This window comes from Oceaniradius stylonematis, from assembly GCF_003149475.2.
GTDB lineage: Bacteria > Pseudomonadota > Alphaproteobacteria > Rhizobiales > Rhizobiaceae > Roseitalea > Roseitalea stylonematis.
In genome coordinates this window covers 110,232-135,967 of sequence record NZ_QFWV02000002.1, presented here as the reverse complement: position 1 = coordinate 135,967, position 25,736 = coordinate 110,232, and the positions used below count along the sequence as shown (strand labels likewise).

At 65.4% G+C, this 25,736-nt stretch carries 22 protein-coding genes and 1 tRNA gene; 10 read left to right on the top strand and 13 right to left on the bottom strand.

The genetic code is table 11. From position 1 onward, the window contains the following. Nucleotides 1-11: 11 nt before the first annotated feature. The 5 genes from recJ to DEM25_RS02095 all read right to left on the bottom strand — a co-directional run bounded on the left by recJ (nucleotide 12) and on the right by DEM25_RS02095 (nucleotide 6,073). Nucleotides 12-1,787 carry a single-stranded-DNA-specific exonuclease RecJ gene (recJ, locus tag DEM25_RS02115; protein WP_109767181.1) on the bottom strand — a complete coding sequence of 592 codons (1,776 nt, stop codon included), beginning with the start codon at nucleotides 1,785-1,787 and terminating at the stop codon, nucleotides 12-14. Between the two features lie 58 nt (nucleotides 1,788-1,845). Next, complete coding sequence (gene glpX / locus DEM25_RS02110; protein ID WP_109767221.1) at nucleotides 1,846-2,826, bottom strand: class II fructose-bisphosphatase; 981 nt, start codon at nucleotides 2,824-2,826, stop codon at nucleotides 1,846-1,848. 123 nt (nucleotides 2,827-2,949) lie between these two features. Next, nucleotides 2,950-4,308 carry a homoserine dehydrogenase gene (locus DEM25_RS02105; RefSeq protein WP_109767182.1) on the bottom strand — a complete coding sequence of 453 codons (1,359 nt, stop codon included), beginning with the start codon at nucleotides 4,306-4,308 and terminating at the stop codon, nucleotides 2,950-2,952. Nucleotides 4,309-4,329: 21 nt separating this feature from the next. Further along, entirely contained in the window at nucleotides 4,330-5,547 is a 1,218-nt protein-coding gene (locus tag DEM25_RS02100) for an LL-diaminopimelate aminotransferase (RefSeq protein ID WP_109767183.1), read from the bottom strand. A 70-nt stretch (nucleotides 5,548-5,617) separates the two neighbouring features. Continuing rightward, nucleotides 5,618-6,073, bottom strand: coding sequence for a hypothetical protein (locus tag DEM25_RS02095; protein WP_147393257.1), 456 nt, complete (start codon nucleotides 6,071-6,073; stop codon nucleotides 5,618-5,620). 135 nt (nucleotides 6,074-6,208) lie between these two features. On the opposite strand from DEM25_RS02095, the gene DEM25_RS02090 reads away from it, so the two are divergent. Genes DEM25_RS02090 through radC form a run of 4 tightly spaced genes read left to right on the top strand, consistent with a single transcriptional unit; the run spans nucleotide 6,209 to nucleotide 10,367 of the window. Next, a complete protein-coding gene (locus tag DEM25_RS02090) occupies nucleotides 6,209-8,014 on the top strand; it encodes a PHA/PHB synthase family protein (protein WP_120222625.1) in 1,806 nt (601 codons plus the stop codon). After that, a complete protein-coding gene (gene sfsA, locus DEM25_RS02085) occupies nucleotides 8,011-8,730 on the top strand; it encodes a DNA/RNA nuclease SfsA (protein WP_109767185.1) in 720 nt (239 codons plus the stop codon). The genes DEM25_RS02090 and sfsA overlap by 4 nt, the downstream gene beginning before the upstream one ends. A 26-nt stretch (nucleotides 8,731-8,756) precedes the next feature. Further along, nucleotides 8,757-9,590, top strand: a complete 834-nt coding sequence (gene map, locus DEM25_RS02080) for a type I methionyl aminopeptidase (RefSeq protein ID WP_109767223.1) — start codon at nucleotides 8,757-8,759, stop codon at nucleotides 9,588-9,590. 3 nt (nucleotides 9,591-9,593) lie between these two features. Next, the gene (gene radC, locus DEM25_RS02075; protein ID WP_109767186.1) at nucleotides 9,594-10,367 is read left to right on the top strand and encodes a RadC family protein; all 774 of its coding nucleotides are present in this window, start codon (nucleotides 9,594-9,596) and stop codon (nucleotides 10,365-10,367) included. A gap of 183 nt (nucleotides 10,368-10,550) precedes the next feature. Here radC and DEM25_RS02070 read toward each other — a convergent pair whose 3' ends face one another. Both DEM25_RS02070 and DEM25_RS02065 read right to left on the bottom strand, forming a co-directional pair. Beyond that, nucleotides 10,551-12,083, bottom strand: a complete 1,533-nt coding sequence (locus DEM25_RS02070; RefSeq protein ID WP_109767187.1) for an acyl-CoA carboxylase subunit beta — start codon at nucleotides 12,081-12,083, stop codon at nucleotides 10,551-10,553. Between the two features lie 72 nt (nucleotides 12,084-12,155). Beyond that, the gene (locus DEM25_RS02065) at nucleotides 12,156-12,941 is read right to left on the bottom strand and encodes an ATP12 family chaperone protein (RefSeq protein ID WP_245412727.1); all 786 of its coding nucleotides are present in this window, start codon (nucleotides 12,939-12,941) and stop codon (nucleotides 12,156-12,158) included. Nucleotides 12,942-13,080: 139 nt separating this feature from the next. Between DEM25_RS02065 and parE the strand changes: the two genes are divergently transcribed. Continuing rightward, nucleotides 13,081-15,129 carry a DNA topoisomerase IV subunit B gene (gene parE / locus DEM25_RS02060; protein WP_120222624.1) on the top strand — a complete coding sequence of 683 codons (2,049 nt, stop codon included), beginning with the start codon at nucleotides 13,081-13,083 and terminating at the stop codon, nucleotides 15,127-15,129. A gap of 70 nt (nucleotides 15,130-15,199) precedes the next feature. Here parE and DEM25_RS02055 read toward each other — a convergent pair whose 3' ends face one another. The 3 genes from DEM25_RS02055 to DEM25_RS02045 form a co-directional block, all read right to left on the bottom strand. After that, complete coding sequence (locus DEM25_RS02055; RefSeq protein ID WP_109767907.1) at nucleotides 15,200-16,339, bottom strand: DUF2336 domain-containing protein; 1,140 nt, start codon at nucleotides 16,337-16,339, stop codon at nucleotides 15,200-15,202. 100 nt (nucleotides 16,340-16,439) lie between these two features. Continuing rightward, on the bottom strand, nucleotides 16,440-17,045 hold the full coding sequence (locus DEM25_RS02050) for a flavin reductase family protein (protein WP_109767908.1): 606 nt from the start codon (nucleotides 17,043-17,045) through the stop codon (nucleotides 16,440-16,442). A gap of 2 nt (nucleotides 17,046-17,047) precedes the next feature. Continuing rightward, nucleotides 17,048-17,656, bottom strand: coding sequence for a nitroreductase family protein (locus DEM25_RS02045; protein WP_245412726.1), 609 nt, complete (start codon nucleotides 17,654-17,656; stop codon nucleotides 17,048-17,050). Nucleotides 17,657-17,735: 79 nt separating this feature from the next. Between DEM25_RS02045 and DEM25_RS02040 the strand changes: the two genes are divergently transcribed. Further along, nucleotides 17,736-18,731, top strand: a complete 996-nt coding sequence (locus DEM25_RS02040; protein WP_245412725.1) for an RgsD C-terminal domain-containing protein — start codon at nucleotides 17,736-17,738, stop codon at nucleotides 18,729-18,731. A 20-nt stretch (nucleotides 18,732-18,751) separates the two neighbouring features. On the opposite strand, the gene DEM25_RS02035 is transcribed toward DEM25_RS02040, so the two are convergent. Next, nucleotides 18,752-19,624: a lysophospholipid acyltransferase family protein gene (locus DEM25_RS02035; RefSeq protein WP_109767909.1), complete on the bottom strand. Its 873-nt coding sequence runs from the start codon at nucleotides 19,622-19,624 to the stop codon at nucleotides 18,752-18,754. Nucleotides 19,625-19,718: 94 nt separating this feature from the next. Then, a complete protein-coding gene (gene thrS, locus DEM25_RS02030; RefSeq protein ID WP_109767910.1) occupies nucleotides 19,719-21,710 on the bottom strand; it encodes a threonine--tRNA ligase in 1,992 nt (663 codons plus the stop codon). Nucleotides 21,711-21,908: 198 nt separating this feature from the next. Here thrS and DEM25_RS02025 point away from each other — a divergent pair. From DEM25_RS02025 to DEM25_RS02015, 3 genes are all read left to right on the top strand, one after another. Continuing rightward, nucleotides 21,909-21,993, top strand: a tRNA-Leu gene (locus DEM25_RS02025). A gap of 59 nt (nucleotides 21,994-22,052) precedes the next feature. After that, the gene (locus DEM25_RS02020; protein ID WP_109768026.1) at nucleotides 22,053-22,829 is read left to right on the top strand and encodes an NAD kinase; all 777 of its coding nucleotides are present in this window, start codon (nucleotides 22,053-22,055) and stop codon (nucleotides 22,827-22,829) included. A 101-nt stretch (nucleotides 22,830-22,930) separates the two neighbouring features. Then, nucleotides 22,931-23,401 (top strand): hypothetical protein, encoded by a 471-nt coding sequence (locus DEM25_RS02015; RefSeq protein WP_196780241.1) that lies wholly within the window; start codon nucleotides 22,931-22,933, stop codon nucleotides 23,399-23,401. A gap of 95 nt (nucleotides 23,402-23,496) precedes the next feature. Here DEM25_RS02015 and DEM25_RS02010 read toward each other — a convergent pair whose 3' ends face one another. Further along, a complete protein-coding gene (locus DEM25_RS02010; RefSeq protein ID WP_245412744.1) occupies nucleotides 23,497-23,943 on the bottom strand; it encodes a fasciclin domain-containing protein in 447 nt (148 codons plus the stop codon). 333 nt (nucleotides 23,944-24,276) lie between these two features. On the opposite strand from DEM25_RS02010, the gene DEM25_RS02005 reads away from it, so the two are divergent. Beyond that, a complete protein-coding gene (locus tag DEM25_RS02005; RefSeq protein WP_109767912.1) occupies nucleotides 24,277-25,728 on the top strand; it encodes a DEAD/DEAH box helicase in 1,452 nt (483 codons plus the stop codon). Nucleotides 25,729-25,736: the final 8 nt, after the last annotated feature.

The window sequence follows — 25,736 nt, the reverse complement described above, 5'->3', positions numbered from 1 at the left end:
GACCCGACGGGTTATCGGTCCGGAATCGCGGCGTCGATGACGCGCAATTGCGGGATCTGCCGGCCGTTCCAGTGATTGATGGACACGGTGCCTGCCAGATGCAGGCTGCGTCCGGCATTTTCGGCCAGCATCTTGCCCAGCGGTTCGTCCCGCACCCTGAAGGCGATCGCATCGAGCGTGCCCGGCCCCATGCCGCGCAAGCCGAGCTTCAGGTGACCGTTGCCGACCGGTTTGACATGCGCGATCTGGTGACGCGGCAGGGCGAACACCGGCTCCGGATGGCCGGCGCCGAACGGGCCCGCCCTGGCGAGCTTGTCGATCAGCGCCGCCGTCACGCCCGACGCCGAGAGCGCGCCATCGATCTCCAGAGCATCGTTTTCGATCAGCCGGCCCACCGCCTCGCTGGCCTTGTCCTCGAAGAAGGCGCGCAGTTCGCCGAGCTTTTCCGTGCGGACGGTCAGACCCGCGGCCATGGCATGGCCGCCGCCTTTTTCGAGGATGCCCGCTTCCACGGCCGCGCGTACCATCCGGCCCATGTCGAAGCCGGCAATCGACCGGCCCGACCCGGTGCCGATGCCGTTGGCATCGAACGCGATGGCGAAAGCGGGCTTGCGCAGCGCTTCCTTGAGGCGCGAGGCGATCAGCCCGGCTATGCCCGGATGCCAGTCATGGCTCGCGGTCACGATCACCGAAGGCGGATTGGCCGACTGAAGCTCGCGCTCGGCCTCGGCGCGGGCCTCCTCGACCATCTGCACTTCGATCGCCTGGCGCTGGGCGTTGAGCGCGTCGAGTTCGCCGGCCAGAGCCCGTGCGCCGTCCTGATCGTCGGCGGTGAGCAGCCGCGCGCCAAGCGCGGCATCGCCGATGCGCCCGCCGGCATTGATGCGCGGGCCCAGAACGAACCCGAAATGAAACGGTGCCAGCGGTTCGCCGATCCGCGCCACCGAGGCCAGGGCGGCAAGGCCGGCATTGGTCTGGCGGCGCGCCACGGCCAGACCCTTGACGACAAAGGCCCGGTTGAGGCCGACGAGCGGCACCACGTCGCAAACCGTCGCCAGCGCGACCAGATCGAGCAGCGCCATCAGATCGGGCAGATCGCGCCGGCCTGCGCTGCGCAACTGGCGCGAGACATCGACCAGCGTCATGAAGACGACGCCGGCAGCGCACAGATAGGTGAGCCCGGACATGTCGTCGTCGCGGTTCGGATTGACGACCGAGACCACGTCGGGCAGCGGCCCGCCGACCTGGTGATGGTCGAGCACGACGATGTCGGTGCCCGACACGGTTTCGAACGCGGCCGCGCTGTTGGTGCCGCAATCGACAGTGACGATCAGGTCGGCGTTTTCGGCGAGCTTGGCCATCGCCGCCGGGTTCGGGCCGTAGCCCTCGAAAATGCGGTCGGGAATGTAGATGTCCGCTGCGATCCCGAAATGCGCCAGATAGCGGGAAAGCAGCGCGCTCGACGCGGCGCCGTCGACATCGTAGTCGCCAAAGATCGCGACGCGTTCGCCGTCCGTGACGGCCCGCGCGATCCGCTCGGCCGCTTCATTCAGTCCGGTGATCACCGACGGATCGGGCATCAGCGCCTTGATCGTCGGGTCGAGAAAGCCCGCAGCCTCGCCGGCGGTGACGCCGCGCGCGGCCATCACGCGGGCGATGATCTCTTCGATGCCATGCGTCTGCGCCATGTCGAGCGCGATGTTCGCCTGTGCCGGCGTCAGCTTCTCGATCCAGCGCCTTTGCCGGGCCGACTGGCGCACATCGAGAAAGGCGGGGCGGCTGGTCATGGCCTCATGTCGCCCCTGCCGGTGGCAGCGTCAAGCGTGACCGATGGCCCGGCAGGTCTCAGAACTTGTCCATGTCCAGGTGACGCGCGGTGATTTCGCGGATCGTCTGCGAACGCGAACGCATGACGATCGTCTCGGTCTGGATGTAGTTGCGGGCAAAGCGCACGCCGGCCAGCATGTTGCCGTCGGTGACGCCGGTCGCCGCAAACAGCACGTCGCCGCTGGCCATGTCCATGACCGAATAGATGCGGCGCGGATCGTCGATGCCCATGCGTCCGGCGCGGGACAGCTTCTCGTCGGTATCGAGGATCAGCCTGCCAAGCATCTGGCCGCCGACGCAGCGCAGCGCAGCGGCTGCCAGAACGCCCTCGGGCGCGCCGCCCGTGCCGATATAGATGTCGATCCCGGTGTCCTCGGGGTCGGTGGTGTCGATCACCCCGGCCACGTCGCCGTCACCGATCAGCCGGATCGCGGCACCGGCGTCGCGCACCGCCTCGATCAGTTTGGCATGGCGCGGCCTGTCCAGAATGCAGGCGGTGATCTCGTTGACCGGCACGTTCTTGGCGTTGGCCAGCGCATAGATGTTATCGGCCGGGCTCGCGTCGATATCGATCAGCCCGTCCGGATAGCCCGGACCAATGGCGATTTTCTCCATGTAGACATCGGGCGCGTTGAGAAGGCTGCCCTTGGTGGCGATGGCGATGACGGCCAGCGAGTTGGGCTGGTTCTTGGCGCACACTGTGGTGCCTTCCAGCGGATCGAGCGCAATATCGACGGCCGGCCCGCCGCCCGCGCCGACCTCCTCGCCGATATAGAGCATCGGCGCCTCGTCGCGCTCGCCCTCGCCGATCACCACGGTGCCGGCGATCGGCAGACGGTTGAGTTCGGCGCGCATCGCGTCGACCGCGACCTGGTCCGCCGCCTTCTCGTCGCCTCGGCCGCGCAGCCGCGCGGCGGCCACCGCCGCGCGCTCGGTGACGCGCGCAAGTTCGAGCGACAATTCGCGGGTCAACCCCGGCGTTTGCATGGTTTCGTTCATGAAATCAGACCCGATCCTGTTCTTGTCGGCCCGCACTGACCACAGGGGCGGCCCGGGCAAAAGGCCGAAAACGCCCCCGCCCCAAACAAAATCGATTTAGGTGCCAGCGGTTTGACCGTTGTGTCAGCCGGCCCGCTCGATACGGATGACCTGTGGGCGCGAAACCAGATGGCCGTCCTGCAAAATGCCCTCGATCGCCTTGCGGATCGCCTGTTCGGTCGTTTCGTGGGTGATCAGGATGACGGTCTTCGGGTCGGTCCCGTCCAGATCGTCGCCATAGGGGTTGTCCGGTCCCATCGGCACGGGATGCGGCGCGGCGCCGTGCTGGACGATGGATTCCAGCGAGATGTCCTGTTCGGCCATGCGGGTGGCCAGAGCGGCGAAAACGCCGGGCCGGTCATGCACGGTCAGGCGCACGAAATAGCCGCCCTCATGGGTCCGCATACGCGCCCGCTCATAGGGTTCGAGCAGGTCCGCCGGCCGGCCGAGCGCCGGTGCCTGCTGGCGGCCCGGCTGGGCCTTGGCGATGTCGGCCAGATCGCCGATCACCGCCGATGCGGTGGCGTTGCCGCCGGCGCCGGGCCCGGACATCATCAGCGTGCCGATCACGTCGGCCTCGACGGCCACCGCATTGGTGACGCCATCGACCTGGGCGATGACCGAGCCGAGCGGCACCATGGTCGGGTGGACGCGCTGTTCGATACCGCTGGCGGTGCGCTGGGCAACGCCCAGAAGCTTGATCCGGTAACCCAGTTCCCGCGCCGCCTCGATGTCGCCGAGCGCGATGTTGGAAATGCCCTCCATGTAGATGTCGTCGGCGGCGATCTGCGTGCCAAATGCGATCGATGCCAGGATGGCCAGCTTGTGGGCCGTGTCATGGCCCTCGATGTCGAAGGTCGGATCGGCCTCCGCATAGCCGAGCCGTTGGGCGTCGGCGAGACATTCGGCAAAGGTGATGCGGTCGCGCTCCATGCGGGTCAGGATGTAGTTCGCCGTGCCGTTCATGATGCCGTAGACGCGGCTGACCTTGTTGCCCGACAGCGATTCGCGCATCGTCTTGATGATCGGAATGCCGCCGGCGACCGCCGCCTCGAAATTGAGGATCACGCCGGCCGCCTCGGACTTGCGCGCCAGTTCGACACCGTGTTTGGCGAGAAGGGCCTTGTTGGCGGTGACGACATGGCGGCCCGCATCGAGCGCGGCGGCGACGCTGTCCAGCGCCGGCCCCTCATCGCCGCCGATCAGCTCGACGAACACGTCGATATGATTGCTTTGGGCCAGCGCGACGGGATCGTCGAACCAATGCATTTGCGTGTGATCGAAGCCGCGATCCCGGGACCGGTCGCGGGCGGAAACGGCGGTGATCTCGACCGGGCGGCCGCACTGGGCCGCCAGTTCGTCCGCTTTTTCGGCGATCACCTTCGCCACCGACGCACCGACCGTGCCAAGGCCCGCAAGCCCGACCCGCAAACTCTCACTCATAACCTTGATCCCCTTTGGGTCCTACCGGTGGGCGCTCAGCGACACGACATTGTGGAGATTGGTGTCGGCGCTCGCCAGAAACCGCTTGATGTTGCGCGCGGCCTGCCGGATTCGGTGCTCGTTTTCAACCAGCGCGATGCGCACATGGTCGTCGCCATGCTCGCCGAAGCCGACACCGGGCGCCACCGCCACATCTGCCTTCTCGATCAGCAGCTTGGAGAATTCGAGCGAGCCCAGCTCGCGGAACTTTTCGGGCACCGGCGCCCAGGCGAACATGGTCGCCTCCGGCGCAGGCACGTCGAAGCCGGCCTTGCCGAAACTGTCGACCAGAACGTCACGGCGCTTGCGATAGGTCTCGCGCACCTCTTCAATGTCGGAACCGTCGCCATTGAGCGCGGCGGTTGCCGCCACCTGGATCGGCGTGAACGCGCCATAATCGAGATAGGACTTGACCCGTGTCAGAGCGCCGATCAGCCGCTCGTTGCCGACCGCAAACCCCATCCGCCAGCCGGGCATGGAAAAGGTCTTGGACATGGAGGTGAATTCGACCGCGACATCCATGGCGCCGGGCACTTCGAGCACCGAAGGCGGCGGCGCATCGCCGAAATAGATCTCCGAATAGGCAAGATCGGAAAGGATGATCAAATCGTGCTTGCGGGCGAACGCGACCACGTCCCGGTAGAAGTCGAGCGTCGCCGTCAGCGCGGTGGGGTTGGACGGATAGTTGAGGATCACCGCCAGCGGCTTGGGTATCGAGTGGCGCACAGCGCGGTCGAGCGCCTTCATGAAACCCTCGTCGGGGGTGGCCTGCATCGAGCGGATGACGCCGCCCGACATGATGAAGCCGAAGGCGTGAATCGGATAGGTCGGGTCCGGACACAGAACCACATCGCCCGGCGCGGTGATCGCCTGGGCCATGTTGGCAAAGCCTTCCTTGGAACCGAGCGTTGCCACGATCTGGGTTTCCGGATCGAGTTTCACGCCGAAGCGGCGCGCATAGTAGGCGGCCTGGGCCTTGCGCAGGCCGGGAATGCCCTTGGAGGAAGAATAGCGGTGGGTGCGCGGATCGCGAACGGTGTCGCACAATTTGTCGACGATCGATTGCGGCGTCGGCAGATCCGGATTGCCCATACCCAGATCGATGATGTCACGGCCGGCGGCGCGGGCGCTGGCCTTCAGCCTATTGACCTGCTCGAACACATAGGGTGGCAGACGCTTGGTCTTGTGAAATTCTTCCATGGCGCGGCTCTCGTCGGGATATGGGGCGCTATAGCCTGCAAAGCGGCAAAAAGCGAGGCCAGAGAACCGGTCACTCGCCCTCGATCCGGCGCAGCACCTCGGCGGAATGGGTGGCCGCCAGCCGCTGCAGTGCGGCCATCCGCGCCGCACTGGATTCGGTGGGCACGCGCCCGGCATCGAGTTCGGCCTGCAGCGCCTGCATTTCCGCCATCATGACGGCTCGCTCGGCATCGGTGATCTGCTTTTGCGAGGGCGGCGGCTCATCGTTGATGTTGGGGAAAGCGCCCGTCTTGCTCGCCGCGCCGGAGGACGGCACGGGGACAAGTGCCTGCTGCGTGAACGGCTCGGACGGCGCGTTGAGCGGCGCAAGCGGCTCGGACGGGGCCGGCAACGGATCGAGCGGCGCCGACGCAACCGGCTGTCCGACATCGGAAAAGGCGGTATCGATGGTCGAGGTCGATGTGCATCCTGCCAGCATCAAGCCGGCCGGCAGCAGTCCCAAAAGGCCGCCGCGTAGGAAAACCAACAGTTTTGTCGTAACATGAGACAAAGCGGTTACGGCCTTGGTTCCGGTTGATAGTCATCTTTCTGCAACGCTAGTATGGCGTCAGCAAGACCGCCGCAAGAAGCGGGCCGGAACAAAACGAACGGGATGGAAACGATGAGTGCCAAGGCGCGCGACGACGACGCCGTGCATCAGTCCGAAAAAGGGCTGGAGGCGATCGATGCCTATGTGATCAAGGACCCCGAGGCATTCGCGCGCAATCTGGCGCGGATGGTGCAGGCCGCCGGCCATGCCGCCGCCGAGTGGGTTGGCCCGCGCGAAAAGGGCGAAGCACAGGACACCATCTCCGAGCCGGCCGCCGACATGGCCAAGACATTCTCCAAGGTCACCGAATACTGGCTCTCCGATCCTCAGCGCGCGCTCGAAGCCCAGACCAAGCTGTTTTCGGGCTACATGAACATCTGGGCCAATTCGATCAAGCGGATGGGCGACCCGTCGGTCGGCGAGGCGGTTCCCGCCGCCCCGCGCGACAAGCGCTTTGCCGATGAGGACTGGACCGGCAACGCCTTCTTCTCGTTCCTCAAGCAGGCCTATCTGATCACGTCGAAATGGGCGACCGACCTGGTCGACGAGGCCGAGGGCCTCGACGATCACACCAAGCACAAGGCGCAGTTCTACGTGCGCCAGTTCACCAATGCGCTGTCGCCGTCCAACTTCATGATCTCCAACCCGGAGATCTTCAAGGAAACGGTCGCGACCAATGGCGAGAATCTGGTGCGCGGCATGGAACTGCTGGCCGAGGATCTGAAGACCGGCAAGGGCGAAGTGCGCATCCGCCAGGCGGACTATTCGAAGTTCGAGATCGGCAAGAACATCGCCACCACGCCCGGCAAGGTGGTCGCGCGCAACGAGCTGGTGGAGATCATCCAGTACGAGCCGACCACCGAAAAGGTGCTCAAGCGGCCGCTTCTGATATGCCCGCCCTGGATCAACAAATTCTACATTCTGGACCTGAATCCGGACAAGAGCTTCATCAAGTGGGCCGTCGATCAGGGCCACACCGTGTTCGTCATCTCCTGGGCCAACCCGGACACGCGGCACGCGCAGATGGACTGGAACGACTATATCCGCCAGGGCCTGTTCTTCGCGCTCGACACGGTGGAGCAGTCGACCGGCGAAAAACAGGTCAACGCGATCGGCTATTGTGTCGGCGGCACGCTCCTGTCGGCGGCGATGGCGCTGATGGCGCGCGAGGGCGACGACCGAATCGCCACCGCGACGCTGTTCACCACCCAGGTCGATTTCACCCATGCGGGCGACCTCAAGGTCTTCGTCGACGACGAGCAGCTCGAAATCCTCGAAGCGCGGATGAAGGAAACCGGTTATCTGGACGGCTCGAAGATGGCGACGGCGTTCAACATGCTGCGCTCGGGCGACCTGATCTGGCCTTATGTCGTCAACAACTACATGAAGGGCAAGGATCCCCTGCCCTTCGACCTGCTCTACTGGAACGCCGATTCGACGCGCATGGCGTGCGCCAACCACATCTTCTACCTGCGCAACTGCTATCTGGAGAACAATCTCGCCAAGGGCGAAATGCGCCTTGGCGGTGCGCCGATCAATCTCGGTGACGTCAAATTGCCGATCTACAATCTGGCGACACGCGAGGATCATATCGCGCCGGCCCTGTCGGTTTTCGAAGGCTCGAAGCTGTTTGGCGGCGATGTCACCTACGTGATGGGCGGTTCCGGCCACATTGCCGGCGTCGTCAACCCGCCCCATCGCGGCAAGTACCAGTTCTGGACCGGTCCGAAGGTGGAGGGCGCGTTCGAAGCCTGGATCGAAAANTGCCGCGCGCACCAAGCTTGGTGTTGGCGGCAAGAAGAAACTGCTCGGCGACGCACCCGGCGAGTATGTCAAGGTGCGGGTTTGAAGCCTTGCCCTTCTGATCGTCTCGGATGAAGTTTGACCCGCCGCTTGTCGAAGCGCGGCTGATCCGCCGCTACAAACGCTTCCTCGCCGACGTGACGCTGGAGGACGGAAGCGAGATAACCGTTTCCGTGCCCAACACCGGATCGATGATGGGGCTGACCGAACCGGGCAGTCGGGTGTTCCTGTCGCGCTCGGACGATCCCAAACGCAAATACGCCCATCGCCTCGAAATCGTCGAAGCGGACGGCACGCTGGTCGGCATCAACACCGGCCTGCCCAACCGGCTCACCGAGGAGGCGATCGCCGCCGGCATGATCGGCGATCTCGGTTCCTACGAAACGCTCAGGCGCGAGCAGAAGTACGGACAGAATTCGCGCATCGACCTATTGCTGGACGACCCGGCGCGCGGGCGCGCCTATGTCGAGGTCAAGAACGTGCATTTGCGCCGGGCGCCCGGGCTGGCCGAATTTCCCGACACAAGGACCGCGCGCGGCGCCAAGCATCTGCGCGAACTGGGCGACATGGCCGAGGAAGGCCACCGCGCGATCATGGTGTTCCTGATCCAGCGCGCGGACTGCGACAGCTTCCGCCTGTGCCGCGATCTCGACCCGGATTACGCGCGCGAATTCGACCGGGCGATTGCCCGCGGGGTTGAAGCCTTTGCGGTTCGGTGCCACATCTCGCAGGCGGCCATCGCGCCGGAGCGGCTTGTGGCGATCGACGAGGCCATCCTGCGCGCCGCGTGACCGGAAACCATCCAGCGGACCCGACCATGGTGACCTATCTTGACGCAGCCATCGCCCCGGTGAAGAACACCGGCCAGATCCGCCTTCACGGCACGGCCGGCTTCGACGGCATGCGCAAGGCCGGCGCGCTGGTCGCCAAGGCGCTTGACGAGGTCGCCCCGCTGGTTCAGCCCGGCACCACCACCAGCGCGATCGACAAGTTCCTGTTCGAGTTCGGCATGGATCATGACGCGGTGCCCGCAACGCTCAACTATCGCGGCTACACCAAATCGTCCTGCACCTCGATCAACCACGTGGTCTGCCACGGCATCCCGAACGACAAGCCGCTGCGCAACGGAGACATCGTCAACATCGACGTCACCTATGTGCTCGACGGCTGGCACGGCGATTCCTCGCGCATGTATCCGGTCGGCCAGCCCAAGCGGGCCGCAGAGCGGCTGATGGACGTCACCCACGAATGCCTGATGCGCGGCATCGAAGCCGTCAGGCCCGGCGCGCGGATGGGCGCCATCGGCGCGGCGATCCAGGCCCATGCGGAGGCCGAGCGCTGTTCCGTCGTTCGCGATTTCTGCGGCCATGGCATCGGCCAGCTCTTCCATGATGCGCCGAACGTGCTGCATTACGGCCGCACCGACGAAGGCGCGGAGATCAAGCCGGGCATGATCTTCACGATCGAACCGATGATCAATCTGGGCCGCGCCCACGTGAAGGTGCTGTCCGACGGCTGGACGGCTGTGACGCGCGACCGCTCGCTGTCGGCGCAATATGAGCACACCGTCGGCGTGACCGAAGACGGCTGCGAGATTTTCACCCTGTCGCCCGGCGGCCTCGATCGCCCGGGCCTGCCCATCGCGCGGTAGACGATGACCGACGATGGCGACGAGCATGACGAGCGCGCCGCCTTTCTGCGGGAAATCCGCGACGACACGCCGTTCGCGGCGTCCGCGCCGCCCAAGTCTGCGCCGCCCTCGCCCCATGCCGGCCATCGCCAGCGCCTGCGGACGCGCTTTGCCAAGGCCGGCGCCGAAGCGCTGGCCGACTACGAACTGCTCGAACTGCTGCTCTACCGGTCGATCCCGCGCCGCGACACCAAACCCATTGCGAAAGCGCTGATCGCGCGGTTCGGCTCGTTCGGCGCGGTGCTCGGCGCCGATCCGGCCCGGCTGGCCGAGGTGCCCGGCATGGGCCGGTCGAGCGCGCTCGACCTGAAAATCGTCGCCGCATCGGCGCGGCTGATGGTGCGCCAGGGCATCGACAACCGCACGGTCCTCAACTCATGGCAGACGGTGATCGACTATTGCACGGCAGCCATGGCGCATGAGAGCCGCGAGCAGTTCCGCGTCCTTTATCTCGACAAGAAGAACGGCCTGATCGCCGACGAGGTGCAGCAGACCGGCACGGTGGACCACACGCCGGTGTATCCGCGCGAGGTGCTGCGCCGCTCGGTCGAACTGCACGCCACGGCGATCATCCTGGTCCACAACCATCCCTCGGGCGATCCGACGCCCTCGCGCGCCGACATCCAGATGACCCGCAAGATCATCGAGGCGCTGGAGCCGCTCGATATCACCGTCCACGATCATGTGATCATCGGCAAATCCGGCCATGCCAGCCTGAAGGGGCTGGGGCTGGTTTGAGCGGCGGGTGTGCGCCTCTCGCCTCCCCCTTGAGGGGAGGCACGCGAGACCGAGCGTGCGATGGTCGAGCGGGTGGGGGTAACAAATGACCGCGATGTCCGCACCGGCACCCCCACCCGGCTCTGCCTCATTTCACTCGGCACTCGCCGACCTCCCCTCAAGGGGGAGGTTTGACCGCGCACCTCACAACGGGATGTTGTCGTGCTTCTTCCAGGGGTTTTCGAGATCCTTGTTCCGCAGGAGCCGCAGCGCGCGCGCGATGCGCTTGCGCGTGACGCGCGGCATGATCACCTCGTCGATGTAGCCGCGCTCGGCGGCGACGAACGGTGACAGGAACCGGTCCTCATAGGACTGTGTGTGGGCGGCGATCTTGTCGGGATCGCCCAGATCCTTGCGGTGGATGATCTCGACCGCGCCCTTGGCGCCCATCACCGCGATCTGCGCCGATGGCCAGGCATAGTTGATGTCGCCGCGCAGATGCTTGGACGCCATCACGTCATAGGCGCCGCCATAGGCCTTGCGGGTGATCAGCGTCACCTTGGGCACGGTCGCCTCGCCATAGGCGAACAGGAGTTTGGCGCCATGCTTGATCAGCCCGCCATATTCCTGCGCGGTGCCCGGCAGAAAGCCCGGCACGTCGACGAAGGTGACGATCGGGATCGAAAACGCATCGCAGAACCGGACGAAACGCGCCGCCTTGCGGCTGGCGTCTGAATCGAGCACGCCCGCCAGCACCAGCGGCTGGTTGGCGACGAACCCCGTCGTGCGGCCCTCGATGCGGCCGAAACCGGTGACGATGTTCTTCGCAAAATCGGCCTGGATCTCGAAGAAATCGCCCTCGTCGACGGTCTTTTCGATCAGTTCCTTGATGTCATAGGGCTTGTTGGCATTGTCGGGCACCAGCATGTCGAGCGAGCGGTCCTCGTCGTCCACCGGCTGGTGACTTTCCAGCTCCGGTACCGGCGCGGTGTTCGAGGCGGGCAGGAAATCGATCAGCCGGCGCATCTGCAACAGCGCGTCGACATCGTGGTCGTAGGCGCCGTCGGCGATCGACGAGCGCGTCGTGTGCACCTTGGCGCCGCCCAGCTCCTCGGCGGTCACGGTCTCGTTGGTCACGGTCTTCACCACGTCGGGGCCGGTGACGAACATGTAGGAGCGGTCGCGTACCATGAATATGAAGTCGGTCATCGCCGGCGAATAGACGTCGCCTCCGGCGCACGGCCCCATGATCAGCGAAATCTGCGGAATGACGCCGGAAGCGAGCACGTTGCGCTGGAACACTTCGGCATAGCCGCCGAGCGCGGCCACTCCCTCCTGGATGCGCGCGCCGCCCGCATCGTAAAGCCCGATGATCGGCGCGCGGTTCTTCAGCGCCATGTCCTGGACTTTCATGATCTTCTGGGCATGGGTTTCCGACAGCGAACCGCCAAAGACGGTGAAATCCTTGGCGAAGACGAACACCGTCCTGCCGTTGACCGTGCCCCAGCCGGTGACGACGCCGTCGCCGGGAATCTTTGTCTCGGCCATACCGAAATCGGTGCAGCGGTGCTCGACGAACATGTCGAACTCCTCGAAGCTGCCCTCGTCGAGCAGGACCGTCAGCCGCTCGCGCGCGGTCAGCTTGCCCCGCCCGTGCTGTGCCTCGATCCGCTTCTCACCCCCGCCGAGCATCGCCACCGCACGGCGTTGCTCAAGCTCTTCGATCACGTTTTTCATGAACAGTCCCGCCCTGTCGTTTCGTGGCCATCGCTAGCAAGCCATCGCCCGGACGCAAAGGCGTCTTTCGGCCTATTCGCCCAGCGCCGCCGCCATCCGCGCGGCGGCGTTCATCTCCGTCCAGCGCCGGGCGCGGCGCGCCTTGGCTTCGGCGTCCTCGCCCCACTGGGAGATGTTGAAATCCTCGTCCACATGGGCGGCCGTCCAGGCTTCCTCTGCGCTCCAGGCGTCGCGCAGCGTACCCAGCGCCAGGATCGCCGAGCCGGTCAGCGTCGTCATCGAATGAAGCGCGGCGAGCGCAACCGGATCGGCGATCTGGCGCAAATGCACGCCCATCGCCGCCAGCGTCTCGCGCGGCTGGGCAACATGCATGACGCCTTCGGCCAGTGCGAATCGCGATCCGGCCATCTCTTCGGCCCATGCCAGAGGGCCGTCCCATTTCTCCCGCTGCGCCGCCACCAGCGTTTCCGGCTCTCCGGCGCGGTAGCACAGAAGATCGGTGCCGAAGAACCGCACCACATCCTCGAGCACCGCCTGCGGGTCGGTCGCAACGCCATCGATCGCCGTGTTGACCAGCCGGAAGCAGGGCATCGATGCCGGATCGATCGTCTCGCCCTGCGCGGCGAATTCGTCGGCGACCATCTGCGCGGCCGCCTCGGTCGCCAGCAAGAGCGGCGCACGGCCGGGCGTTTTCGCGGTGCGGCCGTCGAGCTGTACGGCATGGCCGTCGCCCTCCGGCGCGACGCCCGCCGTCTTGTAGAAGCGCCTCGGCAGCGGCGCGCGCATCGCCTCCTGCGCCGCCTTGACCGGGTCGGCCCGGCCATGCCCGGTTTGGTGATCGGAAAGTTGATCGCGCACGGCTGTCGTTCCCTCGTTTCAGCGGCCCCAGATAGCCTTTCCGACCGGCCATGCACAAGCGCACCGCGCATTTCGCGCCGCCGGGCGGGCTGTGCCATAGTGCGGCCTGATTCGGGGCCCTCATCGAGCAGTCATGACCATGGACGACACAGGCGATCTTTTCGGCGCATCCCAACCGGCACCGGCGCGCCCGGCGGCGACGCCGCCAGCCGCCGCAAAGGCCGGCAGGTCCGCGCCGGCACCGGCGGCTGGCACCGACTATGACGCCTCCTCGATCGAGGTGCTCGAAGGGCTCGAGCCGGTCCGCCGGCGTCCGGGCATGTATATTGGCGGCACCGACACCAAGGCGCTGCATCATCTGTTCGCCGAAGTGATCGACAATTCGATGGACGAGGCGGTCGCCGGCCATGCCACCTTCATCGAGGTGTCGCTGGCCGCGGACGGCTCGCTGACCGTCAGCGACAATGGCCGTGGCATTCCTGTCGACCCGCACCCCAAATTCAAGGACAAGTCGGCGCTCGAAGTGATCATGACGACGCTGCATGCGGGCGGCAAGTTCGACGGCAAGGCCTATGAGACCTCGGGCGGCCTGCACGGCGTCGGGGTCTCGGTGGTCAACGCCCTGTCGGACAGCCTCGAAGTGGAGGTCGCGCGCAACCGGCAGCTCTACCGGCAGCGTTTTTCGCGCGGCAAGCCGATGGGCGGGCTCGAAAATCTCGGCGAGGTGCACAACCGCCGAGGCACGCGCGTGAAATTTCATCCCGACGCGGAAATCTTCGGCGAGAGCGCGAAGTTCGATCCGGCGCGGCTCGCCAAGATGGCGCGGTCGAAGGCCTATCTGTTCGGCGGCGTGGAAATCCGTTGGGAATGCGCCGAGGAACTGGTCGCGCCCAAGGATCGCGACAAGACCCCGCTCAAGGCGACGTTCCATTTTCCGGGCGGCCTCAAGGACTATCTGGAGGCATCCCTGCCCGGCGATCACCGGATCAGCGAAACGGTCTTCGCCGGCAAGACCGAAAAGAGCGGCGGGCACGGCGCGGTCGAATGGGCGATCACCTGGCACACGGGCGACGGCTTCGTGAACTCCTACTGCAACACGATCCCGACGCCCGAGGGCGGCACGCACGAGGCGGGCCTGCGCCTTGCCATGACGCGCGGCCTGAAAGCCTATGGCGAGATGACCGGCAACAAGCGAGCCTCGGTGATCACGACCGACGATGTGATGATCTCGGCGGCGGCGATGCTGTCGGTGTTCGTGCGCGAACCCGAGTTCGTCGGCCAGACCAAGGACCGGCTGGCGACCATCGAAGCGCAGAAGATCGTCGAGACGGCCCTGCGCGACCCGTTCGACCACTGGCTGACGGCGTCGCCGCAACAGGCCAACCGGCTTCTGGAATGGGTGGTCGAGCGCGCCGACGAGCGCCTGCGGCGGCGCAAGGAAAAGGAAATCAATCGCAAGAGCGCGGTGCGCAAATTGCGCCTGCCCGGCAAGCTGGCCGACTGCTCGCAAAATTCGGCGGCGGGCGCGGAACTGTTCATCGTCGAGGGCGATTCGGCGGGCGGGTCGGCCAAGCAGGCACGCCACCGCGCCACCCAGGCCATCCTGCCGCTGCGCGGCAAGATCCTCAACGTCGCCTCGGCGGGCCGCGACAAGATGACCGCCAACCAGCAGATCGCCGACATCATCCAGGCGCTGGGCTGCGGCACACGCTCGAAGTATCGCGACGACGATCTGCGTTACGAGCGCGTGATCATCATGACCGATGCCGATGTCGACGGCGCGCACATCGCCTCGCTTCTGATCACCTTCTTCTATTCGGAGATGCCCGAGCTGATCCGCAACGGCCATTTGTTCCTGGCCGTCCCGCCGCTTTACAAGCTCACCCAGGGCGGACGGACGCTCTATGCCCGCGACGACGCCCACCGGGCCGAACTCATGGCGCGAGAGTTCAACGGCAAGGGCAAGGTCGAGGTCTCGCGCTTCAAGGGTCTCGGCGAAATGCTGCCCAAGCAGCTCAAGGAAACAACGATGGACCCGGCGCAGCGCAGCCTGTTGCGGGTGGAGATCGATGAACTGGACCCCGGCTCGACACGCAAGACGGTCGACGAACTGATGGGTACCAAGCCCGAGGCCCGCTTCCGTTTCATTCAGGAAAACGCCGAGTTCGCCAAGGATCTCGATATCTGAGGTGAACTTCGCCGCGTAACCTTGCCCGTACTTCAAAGAATGGTCGTAATTATCTGATCTTGCGCTGTGTTCAGGCCGCGGCCAGATCGCGGGCGTGGGCGCGGGCATTGTCGCGCATCGCATCGAGATGGATCGCGCGCAAAATGCCGACAATGTCGTCGTTGGCCGCGCTGCGGCGTGCGGCAGCTTCGGCTTCCACGCGTTCGATGATGCGGCGCGTCACCTCCTGAACGCCGGCGGAGACGCGGCCGGTGGCGACATCGCGCCAAAGCCCGACGGCATGGACGAACACCGGCTGGACCGTGTCGGCCAGCCCGGCATTGGTCAGCAGCGCCCGCAACTGGTTGGTCCGCTCGTTGACGAGGATCGAGGTGACTCGCTGCAACGGCACACCGGCAAGACCGGACAGGACGGACGCCAGGAAATCGATCTGGCCGCGGCATGCCGCGCGCACCACAAGCACCGTCGTCAGGTCGCCCTGATCGCGCATCGTATCGACCAGCGCGTCGCACGCCCTTTTGTCGAGCGTCGCCAACAATGCGCCGAATGCCTTTTGTTCGCTGTCATGGACGAGATGGTCGGCCGTGTCCGGGCCCGCCACGCCGCGAAGGAACGGACTGTCGGCCAGGGCCCGTCCGGCGGCCTTCATCAGCCTGTAGCGCAGGTCCGCCTCGAGATCGGGATGGTCGAGCAGCGCGCCGCGCACGCCGGCATCCGATCCGTGCCTTTCCACGATCAGCGCCCTGCCCTGGCGGCAAAGCCGCGCATTGGGATTGGAAACCAGGACGATGGCGCTCGCCGCAGATCCGTGGCGCGCCAGCGCCATGGCCAGCGGCTGGGAGACTTCGGCGCGGCCGGCAATCACGCATTGCAGCGCGCCGGACGACGTCCGGGCCCGTTCGATCAGGTCGCCGTCGCGAATGACGGGCGAACGGGCAATGACGATCGAAGCGATGTCGATCTGGTCGTGGACGAGCGCGGTGACGATCTGCTCCGGCGCATGAATGCTGGCGGCCAGCGCTTCGGCCAGCGCGAGCCGCACCTTGGGAGACGGATCGTCCAGAAGCAGGGTCAGCGCCGCTTCTGCCGCCACACGGTCGTCCAGATCGAGATCGGACTGCAGATAGGCCCGCGCGAGCGCGGAGGCTGCGGCGGTGCGCCGCGCCACATTGGCCGAATCCTTCCATTTGAGGAAATGCTGGACAATCAATGCCTTGGCCCCCGGAACGCTCTGACGGTCAACGCTAGGGCCAAAAGGTTTATGTTTGGTTCACCATGTTTCTTCCGGTGCCGTTAACCGCGATGCCGCGTCAGCCGTCCGGGCGATCGAGCGCAAACACCGGCCCGAGCCGGCCGAAATCGCGATAACCCATGCGCATCACCGGGTCGGCCTTCGCCGTGTCGAACCGGCCGTCTTCGAGAAAGGCGGCGGCGATGTGCACGCCGACCACCTCGCCGAACACCGTCCAGACATCGAGCGTGGTCCCGTTTCTGTCGTGCTGCTGCATGATCTGCGTGACAACGCATTCGAGCGCCGCCGGCGCGGCGGCAACGCGCGGCGCCGCAACGATGCGGCACGGCGCCGTGGCCAGCCCGGCCAGATCGAACTCGGAGGTGCCGCGCGGCACGCTTGCCGAGGTCCGGTTCATCCGATCGGCAAGATCGGCGCTGGCGAAATTGCAGACGAACTCGCCGCTTTCCCGTGCAAGAGACACCGAGTCCTTTTCGCCATCCGACGAAAACATCACGATCGGCGGACGGCCTGCCACGGCGTTGAAGAAGGAATAGGGTGCCAGATTGACCGTTCCGTCCGACCCGCGCGTCGATATCCAGCCGACCGGACGCGGCGCGACGATCGCCTTGAACGGATCGTGCGGCAGGCCGTGTCCCTCTTCGGGGCGGTAGAAATGGGTCATGGTCAGGCTCTCGCCGGGCCACCATAGGTGCTGATCAACGCGTCCGTGTCCGGCCGCGGACGGTCGGGCACCATGGTGTCGTAATCGCCGATATGGACGATGCCGGCCATGCGCTCGTGCGGTGAAAGGCCGAGAACCGCCCGCGCCTCGGCATCGTCCGAATACCACCCCGTGACCCAGTTGACCGCATATCCGTGGGCAGTGGCGGCGGTGACCAGATTCATTGCAGCCGCACCGGCGGACAGGAACTGTTCCCAGACCGGGATGCGTTCGTGCTCGGCCGCGGTGGAGACAACGCCCACGGCAACCGGCGCGCGGCTGAGCCGCTTGCGTTCCCGGTCCAGTTCGTCCTCGCGCATCTGCGGATTGCGCCGGAGGGCGAGTTCTGCCAGCGCCTCGCCGATCCGCGCGCCGTGCTCGGGCCGGTAGATGATGAAACGCCAGGGCTCCAGCCGGCCATGATCGGGCACGCGGGTGGCGATGCCGATCAGCCGCCGCAGCGTCGGCTCATCGGGCCCCGGCCCGCGAAACTGCGACAGCGGCACGGATTTGCGGCGCTCGAGGAAGGACAGAACGCTTTCGTGGCGCTCCCCGGGTGTCATGGTCGGCATGTCGTTTCCCTTGATCGGACGGTCGCGATATGGATCATCCGCCTTGAAATTGCCACCGCTTTGCGGTCAGAACGCAGCCATGAACGCGTCTGTCTCGACCTTCCGGCCCGGCCGTCCGGCGATTGCCCTTCTGAGCGCAGCGATTGCCATGCTTGCCCTGTTGGCGATCCCATCTGGCGCAAACGCCCAGGATACCGGTCTGGACCTGCCGGCGCTGGCGCCCGAAGACACCCTCCCCGACCTCGATCTGCCCGGCCTGACCAGCTACGCACCGGCCAATCGCGTCGCGCCGCTGACCGGCGTGACGACGGGCGAGTTGTTCCTCGAAGCGCGCTTGACCGAAGACGGAGCGCCGGTTGCCAACGGCCTTTTGTGGCGGATTTTCGGCACGCAGACCGACCCCGACGGCAAGCTGCCGCTGATCGCCACGGCCAGTGGCGGCGGCGCCCAGTTCGCGCTGGAGCCGGGCAGCTATCTCGTCCATGCCGCCTTCGGCCGCGCCAGTGCCAGCGCCCGCATCTCGATCGGCGAGGAGGCCCGCCGCCAGACCATGGTGCTCAACGCGGGCGGGCTGAAACTCGATGCAACCCTGCCCGACGGCAGCGCGGTCCGCGAAGCCAAGCTGGCCTTCGACATCTACGACATGGGCGCCGATGGAGAGCGCGACCTGATCCTCCCCGAAGTGCCGCCGGGCAAGACGGTGCGGCTTCCGGCGGGCACCTATCATGTGGTTTCGCGCTATGGCGACATCAACGCGACCATTCGCGCCGATCTGCGGGTCGAGCCGGGCAAGCTGACCGAAGCTGCGATCGAACACCGCGCCGCACAGGTCACGCTCAACCTCGTGCGGTCCGAGAACGGGTTCCCGTTGGCCGACACCGCGTGGTCGGTGATCGGCGTCTCCGGCGAGGTGCTCGCCGAGCATGTCGGCGCCTATCCGACGCTGATCTTGGCGGCTGGTGAATACACCGCCATCGCGAACCATCGCGACGCGATCTACCAGCACACATTCGATGTGGTCGCCGGGCGTGACGTGACCGTGCGCGTCATGGCCAGTGAGGAAAACGCGCAGTAGGGCCGGCGTCCGGCTCCGCCTCAGCCGCAGGGACCGGCTTTCACCTCTTCGGTGCGGGCGCCGCCTTGGCCGCGCGGATCGAGGTCGAAGACGCTGTCATGCAAATGCTGCAACAGCACCTTGCGGTCCTTGATCTTTTCGAGATCGTCCCACGGCATCACCTCGCCGATCCACGCCTTGATCTGCTTGCCGTAGAGCCGCTGGAATTCGCGGATCAGAAGCGAGGTGCGCAGCGTCAGGGAAAACTGGCTGACCAGATGGAAGACGCGGCCGTTCTGCCCCTCGAAATAGACCGGAATGACCGACGCCCGTGCCGTCTGCACCAGCCGCGCGACGAACATCTTCCAGGGCAGGTCCTGTGCCCGGCCCAGCCCCTTGGGCGCGGTGGCGACGCCGCCGGACGGGAAGATGATGATGGTCACACCTTCCTTGAGAAGCTGGACCGCCTCCTGCCGGGTCTTGAGGTTGAGCGCCAGCGCTTCCTTGGTCTCCTCGAACGAGACCGGCAGCGAATAGGGCCGCATCTCCGGCACCTTCATGAGATCGTTGTTGATGATCACCCGGAACGGGCGACCCAGCCGTTCGGCCAGTGACAGGAACGCGATCCCGTCTCCGATGCCGTAGGGATGGTTGGCGATCAGCACGAGCGGCGTGTCGGGAAGGTTCGTCGGAGGCCACTCGCCGCCCGCGTCGAGCCGGACCTCGATCAGGTTGAGCATTTCGGTGAAGACGTCGTCGCGCTTGCCGAAAATTTCGCTGCGCCAGAACTCGTAGAGATCGGCCAGCCGCTCGCGGCCCGACATGTTTTCGACCGTGCGGATCAGCCAGCGCTTGACCGGCGGATCGGTGGGCCGCGCATAGGACAGTTCGGCAAATCTGACGCTGCGTGGCATGTTCGGTGACGGCCCGGCCCCTGGTCGTGGTGCGCGAATGTATCAAGTTCGCTCGATCCTGTCCCGCGTTTCCGGGACAGGATCGATGCGACGTTTACGCGGCGGCGCGCCCATCGGATTGCCGCGCCCGCTTGATGTCGGGCGGCGTCGCCTCGTCGGCCAGTGCCGCGACCACCTCGTCAAAGCCCAGCATGGTCTGGTCGCGCGAGCCCAGCCGACGCATCGACACGGTGCGTTCGTCCGCTTCGCGGCGCCCGCAGACCAGGATCACCGGCACCTTCTGGACCGAATGTTCGCGCACCTTGTAGTTGATCTTCTCGTTGCGCAGATCGGTCTGGACATGCAGGCCGGCGCGCGTCAGCGCCGCCGCCAGCTCCTCCGCATAGGGGTCGGCTTCGGAGGTGATGGTCGCCACGACGACCTGTACCGGCGCCAGCCACAGCGGCAGGTGTCCGGCATGGTTCTCGAGCACGATGCCGAGGAACCGTTCCATCGAGCCGCAGATTGCGCGGTGCACCATCACGGGCTGCTTCTTCTCGGAGTCCGAGTCGATGTAGAAAGCGCCGAACCGTTCCGGCAGGTTGAAGTCGACCTGGGTCGTTCCGACCTGCCAGTCGCGGCCGATCGCATCCTTGAGCGTATATTCGAACTTGGGTCCGTAAAACGTCCCCTCGCCCTCATTGATGCCCGCCGTGATGCGGCTATCCTCGCGCACCATGCGTTCGAGCGACGCTTTCAAGATGCCCTCGGCATGGTCCCAGGCCGCATCGGTCCCGACACGTTTTTCAGGACGCGTCGCCAGCTTCACCTCGACTTTCTCGAAGCCGAAATCGGCATAGACCGACATCATCAGATCGTTGATCTTCAGGATCTCGGCCTCGAGCTGTTCCTCGGTACAGAAGATATGCGCATCGTCCTGGGTGAAGGCGCGCACCCGCATCAGCCCGTGCAGCGCGCCGGACGGCTCGTACCGGTGCACCACGCCGAATTCGGCCAGGCGGATCGGCAGGTCGCGGTAACTCTTGAGCCCGTGCTTGAAGATCTGCACATGGCCCGGGCAGTTCATCGGTTTGAGCGCAAAGGTGCGCTGGTCCTCGACGTCGGGATCGGCAGAGCGCACGCCGAACATGTTCTCCTTGTACCAGCCCCAATGGCCGGACGTTTCCCAAAGGTCGGAGACCAGCACCTGCGGCGCGTTGACCTCGTCATAGGCACCCGCAAGACGCCGCCGCATATAGGCGATCACCGTCTGGTAGATGCGCCAGCCCTTGGCATGCCAGAAGACCGTGCCCGGCCCCTCTTCCTGGAAGTGGAACAGGTCCATCTCGCGGCCGAGACGCCGGTGGTCGCGCTTTTCGGCCTCCTCGATCATGTGCAGATAGGCGTCGAGCTCTTCCTGCGTCGACCAGGCCGTGCCGTAGATGCGCGACAGCATCTCGTTGTCGGAATCGCCGCGCCAATAGGCGCCGGCCACCTTGGTCAGCTTGAATGCGTTGCCGATCTGGCCCGTCGAAGCCATGTGCGGCCCGCGGCACAGGTCGAACCATTGCCCTTGCGCGTAGATCTTGACGTCCTCGCCCTCGGGGATCGCGTCGACCAGCTCCACCTTGTACCGTTCGCCCATCTCGGCGAACACCTTCTTTGCCTTGTCGCGCGGCCAGACCGCCTTTTCGAACCTTTCGTTGCGCTTGATGATCTCGCGCATCTTCTTTTCGATGACCGGCAGGTCGTCGGGCGTAAACGGCTCGTTCTTGGCGAAATCGTAGTAAAAGCCGTTCTCGATCACCGGGCCGATGGTCACTTGCGTACCGGGCCAGAGTTCCTGCACGGCTTCGGCCATCACATGGGCCGCATCGTGCCGGATCAGTTCGAGCGCACGCGGGTCGTCGCGGGTCACGATTTCGATCGTGCCGTCCTCGACGGGATCGGCCAGGTCGCGCAGTTCGCCGTCGAGCGCGATGGCGACCGCCTTCTTGGCAAGCGATTTGGAGATGGATTCGGCGACAGCGCGGCCGGTCGTGCCGGCGTCGTACGCGCGTTCGGAGCCATCGGGAAATACAAGTGAAATACTGCCGGAAGCGGCCATGGTGTGATCTCCTTTCCAGTCCCGCCAACACATGCGGGTGGTTCTGTTGCACGGCGCAGATAAGCGATCGCGCCGGGCGGGTAAAGGGCCCGCGCAGGCGGCCCGGGGGAAGGGAAAATCGCCGGCCACGCCCTTGTGCAATGGAATCGGGTTTGCTATCGGCTGCGAGCCCGCTCACGCGGGCAATTCTGGCGGTGTGCGGCCGTGGCGGAATTGGTAGACGCGCAGCGTTGAGGTCGCTGTGGGGCAACCCGTGGAAGTTCGAGTCTTCTCGGCCGCACCAGCCACACGCCCCACAAGTCCTCTGGCAAAATGCTGGACGAACGGGTGGAGCGCGGGACGATGGACCAGACGGTGACCGGTGGCCTTGCCTTCCTGTCTTCCGGCACGCCCGAGGCCGATGAGTCGGCCCGCCACCTTGCCGCACTTTACGGACAATCGGCGACCGCCGATGCCAGCACGATCGTCGCGCTGGGCGGCGACGGCTTCATGCTGCAGACCATCCACCGTTTCATGAATTCGGGCAAACCGATCTACGGCATGAACCGGGGCTCGGTCGGCTTTCTGATGAACGAATATGGAGAAGACAGTCTGCGCGAGCGGATCGCCGCCGCCGAGCGCGAGACCATCCGGCCCTTGCGGATGACCGCCATCGGCGAGGACGGCACCGCGCACCGCGCGCTGGCGATCAACGAGGTTTCGCTGTTCCGCCAATCCTACCAGGCCGCCAAGCTGAAGATCACGGTCGACGGCAAGGTGCGCATGGAGGAACTGGTCTGCGACGGCGTCATGGTGGCAACGCCTGCGGGCTCGACCGCCTACAATCTGTCGGCCCAGGGGCCGATCGTGCCGATCGACGCGCCGCTTCTGGCGCTGACCCCGGTGAGCGCGTTCCGGCCAAGGCGTTGGCGCGGCGCGCTGCTGCCCAACCGGGTGACGGTCGACATCCAGGTGCTGGAAGCGTCCAAGCGCCCCGTCAACGCCGTTGCCGATCACACCGAGGTCAAGTCGGTGCAAAGGGTGACCGTGCGCGAGGCCCGTGACGCGACGGCGACGATCCTGTTCGACGCGAACCACTCCTGGGACGAGCGTATCCTGGCCGAGCAGTTCCGCTACTGAAGCGGCCTGCCGCTCCCTGCCCGCCGCCGCGCCTCCGCTTCGGAAAATTGACATCACGCAGTGCGACAAATAGTCTCAATCGGCTTTCAGGGAGGCTTACCATGATGCGATTGATCCTCGCGGGACTGATGGCGAGTTTGGCCACAGCCGCGTTTGCTTGTCCGGATTATACGATCTGGGGCGACAAATACACATTCTCGGGCGACGAACTGTATTCGCCGAAATCGCTTTCGGTGGTCGCTGGCGGTCAGAACAGCCTGACCAAATGCGGCATCAGGGCGCAGAACTATCGCGGCGCACTGCCGGGCTACACCACCAGCAGCCCAGACTTTTCGATCACCGTCCAGGGCATCAGCGGCTACTCGATCGAGTTTCGCGTGCGCAGCGAGTGCGACTCGGTGCTTCTGGTGAACACGGCCGCGCGCAACTGGTATTTCGACGATGACGATCTGGGCGCCGGCGACGCCAAGATCCGGCTGACGCGGCCGGCCGGCGACGGGATCTTCGACGTCTGGGTGGGCACCTATGACGGCAGTTCGTGCGATGCGCGGCTGATCATCGAGACGTTCTGAGCGCGTCGCGGACCGCTCAAACATGAAAAACGCCGGACGGTTGCCCGTCCGGCGTGATGAAAGCGGGCGGCCAAAACCGCCCGTGTCTTGAAGGCTTACATGATGCCTTCGGGCACGATCACCTTGTCGATCACATGGATGACGCCGTTCGACGTTTCGATGTCGGCGGTCACGACGTTGGCATCGTTGACCATGGCGCCATTGTCGAGATCGATCGTGATGTTCTGGCCCTGGACGGTGGCGACCGAAGCATCATCGACCAGGTCGGTCGACATCACCTTGCCGGCTACCACGTGATAGGTCAGGACTGCGGTCAGCGCGTCCTTGTTCTCGGGCTTGAGCAGTTCTTCAACGGTGGCTCCGATCGCCGCAAAGGCTTCATCGGTCGGCGCGAAAACCGTAAACGGTCCTTCGCCCTTCAGCGTTTCGACGAGTCCGGCGGCCTGAACCGCGGCGACCAGGGTCTCGAAGTCGTCGTTTGCTGCGGCGGTGTCGACGATATCCTTGGCGCCCATGCCGCCGGCCAGCGCGGCGCCGGTCATGATGCCCGTGGCAGCGATGGCAGCGATGGCGGTCTTGATGATGGTCATCGAATAGTCTCCCGTATTGAGGTGTGACGAGATGCGCGGTCATTGCGCGCCTCACACCCTTCTACGCACAGCCAGGCCGACGGTTCTTCCAGACGGGGGTGAAGACAACGATGCGGCTTTGAACCCGGCGGGCCTTTAAAGTCACAATTGCCGTCATAAGCAGCCCAAATGCCTTTGATTCCGGGGGTTCTGGTTGACATTGGGCCGGCTTTTGCCTATCGCCGGCGCAGGAGCGCGGCCCGAGAGGGGCTTGGCGCACATCCCAAACCCAAACGGATATTACTTTTGGTCGCATTTGCCGAACTTCCCTTGTCACCCAAGGTGATCAAGGCCGTCGAGGACGCCGGTTACACAGAGCCCACGCCGATCCAGGAACAGGCGATCCCCCATGTGGTCGCAGGCAAGGATGTCCTCGGCATCGCCCAGACCGGAACCGGCAAGACCGCCTCTTTCGTGCTTCCGATGATCACGCGCCTGGAACGCGGGCGCGCGCGGGCACGCATGCCGCGCACGCTGATCCTGGAGCCGACGCGCGAACTGGCCGCGCAGGTGGACGAGAACTTCCAGAAATACGGCATCCACCACAAGCTGTCGGTGGCCCTTCTGATCGGTGGCGTCTCGTTCGACGATCAGAACCGCAAGCTGGAGCGCGGCGTCGACGTCCTGATCGCAACGCCGGGCCGGCTGCTCGATCACACCGAACGCGGCAAGCTGTTGCTCAACGGCGTCGAAATTCTGGTGATCGACGAGGCCGACCGGATGCTCGACATGGGGTTCATTCCCGATATCGAGCGGATTGCCGGCCTTATTCCCTTCACCCGCCAGACGCTGTTCTTCTCGGCGACCATGCCGCCGGAGATCGCCAGCCTGGCCGACAAGTTCCTGTCCGCGCCGGTGCGCATCGAGGTGGCCAAGGCCTCGTCGACCGCATTGACCGTCGAACAAAAACTCCTGAAGACGGGCTCCAAGGACTTCGAGAAGCGCGCCGCGCTGCGGGATCTTCTGCGCTCCCAGGACGACATCAAGAACGGCATCATCTTCTGCAACCGCAAGCGCGATGTGGCGACGCTGTTCCGTTCGCTCGACAAGCACGGCTTTTCGGTCGGCGCACTGCATGGCGACATGGACCAGCATTCGCGCACGCAGATGCTCGACGGGTTCCGCAACAACAAGATCCAGCTTCTGGTTGCGTCCGACGTGGCCGCGCGCGGGCTCGACATTCCCGATGTGAGCCATGTGTTCAATTTCGACGTGCCGATCCACGCCGAGGACTATGTCCACCGGATCGGCCGGACGGGCCGCGCAGGGCGCGCCGGCAAGGCGTTCACGCTGGTCGACCGGTCGACGATGAAATATCTCGAATCGGTGGAAAAGCTGATCGACAAGTCGCTCGATTATGTCGACGGTATCGCCGCGCCCGCCGAAACCGACGGCGAGGAGGATGACACCCGGCCGGCGCGCGGGCGCGGACGGGACCGCAAGCCGCGCCGCGACAAGATCAAGGACGACAATCGCCAGCGCGCCAAGGCCGCCGATGAAGCGGTCGAAGACACGGCGCCGGCCAAAACCGACAATGAGGCGCGGCCGGCTGCGGCTGCCAATGACGATGATGCCGGCAAGGGCGACAAGCGCGGCCGGTCGCGGTCGCGCAAGCCCGAGCGCGACAAGTCCGAGCGCGGCGATGCGCCGGTCGGCTTCGGTGACGACATTCCTGCCTTCATGATGATCGGCCGCTAAAGCGCTCG

Coding starts and splice junctions, on each gene's coding strand:
- recJ (WP_109767181.1), bottom strand. CDS start 1,787: ATGACCAGCCGCCCCGCCTTTCTCGATGTGCGCCAGTCGGCCCGGCAA.
- glpX (WP_109767221.1), bottom strand. CDS start 2,826: ATGAACGAAACCATGCAAACGCCGGGGTTGACCCGCGAATTGTCGCTC.
- DEM25_RS02105 (WP_109767182.1), bottom strand. CDS start 4,308: ATGAGTGAGAGTTTGCGGGTCGGGCTTGCGGGCCTTGGCACGGTCGGT.
- DEM25_RS02100 (WP_109767183.1), bottom strand. CDS start 5,547: ATGGAAGAATTTCACAAGACCAAGCGTCTGCCACCCTATGTGTTCGAG.
- sfsA (WP_109767185.1), top strand. CDS start 8,011: ATGAAGTTTGACCCGCCGCTTGTCGAAGCGCGGCTGATCCGCCGCTAC.
- map (WP_109767223.1), top strand. CDS start 8,757: ATGGTGACCTATCTTGACGCAGCCATCGCCCCGGTGAAGAACACCGGC.
- radC (WP_109767186.1), top strand. CDS start 9,594: ATGACCGACGATGGCGACGAGCATGACGAGCGCGCCGCCTTTCTGCGG.
- DEM25_RS02070 (WP_109767187.1), bottom strand. CDS start 12,083: ATGAAAAACGTGATCGAAGAGCTTGAGCAACGCCGTGCGGTGGCGATG.
- parE (WP_120222624.1), top strand. CDS start 13,081: ATGGACGACACAGGCGATCTTTTCGGCGCATCCCAACCGGCACCGGCG.
- DEM25_RS02050 (WP_109767908.1), bottom strand. CDS start 17,045: ATGACCCATTTCTACCGCCCCGAAGAGGGACACGGCCTGCCGCACGAT.
- DEM25_RS02045 (WP_245412726.1), bottom strand. CDS start 17,656: ATGCCGACCATGACACCCGGGGAGCGCCACGAAAGCGTTCTGTCCTTC.
- DEM25_RS02040 (WP_245412725.1), top strand. CDS start 17,736: ATGAACGCGTCTGTCTCGACCTTCCGGCCCGGCCGTCCGGCGATTGCC.
- DEM25_RS02035 (WP_109767909.1), bottom strand. CDS start 19,624: ATGCCACGCAGCGTCAGATTTGCCGAACTGTCCTATGCGCGGCCCACC.
- thrS (WP_109767910.1), bottom strand. CDS start 21,710: ATGGCCGCTTCCGGCAGTATTTCACTTGTATTTCCCGATGGCTCCGAA.
- DEM25_RS02020 (WP_109768026.1), top strand. CDS start 22,053: ATGGACCAGACGGTGACCGGTGGCCTTGCCTTCCTGTCTTCCGGCACG.
- DEM25_RS02015 (WP_196780241.1), top strand. CDS start 22,931: ATGATGCGATTGATCCTCGCGGGACTGATGGCGAGTTTGGCCACAGCC.
- DEM25_RS02010 (WP_245412744.1), bottom strand. CDS start 23,943: ATGACCGGCGCCGCGCTGGCCGGCGGCATGGGCGCCAAGGATATCGTC.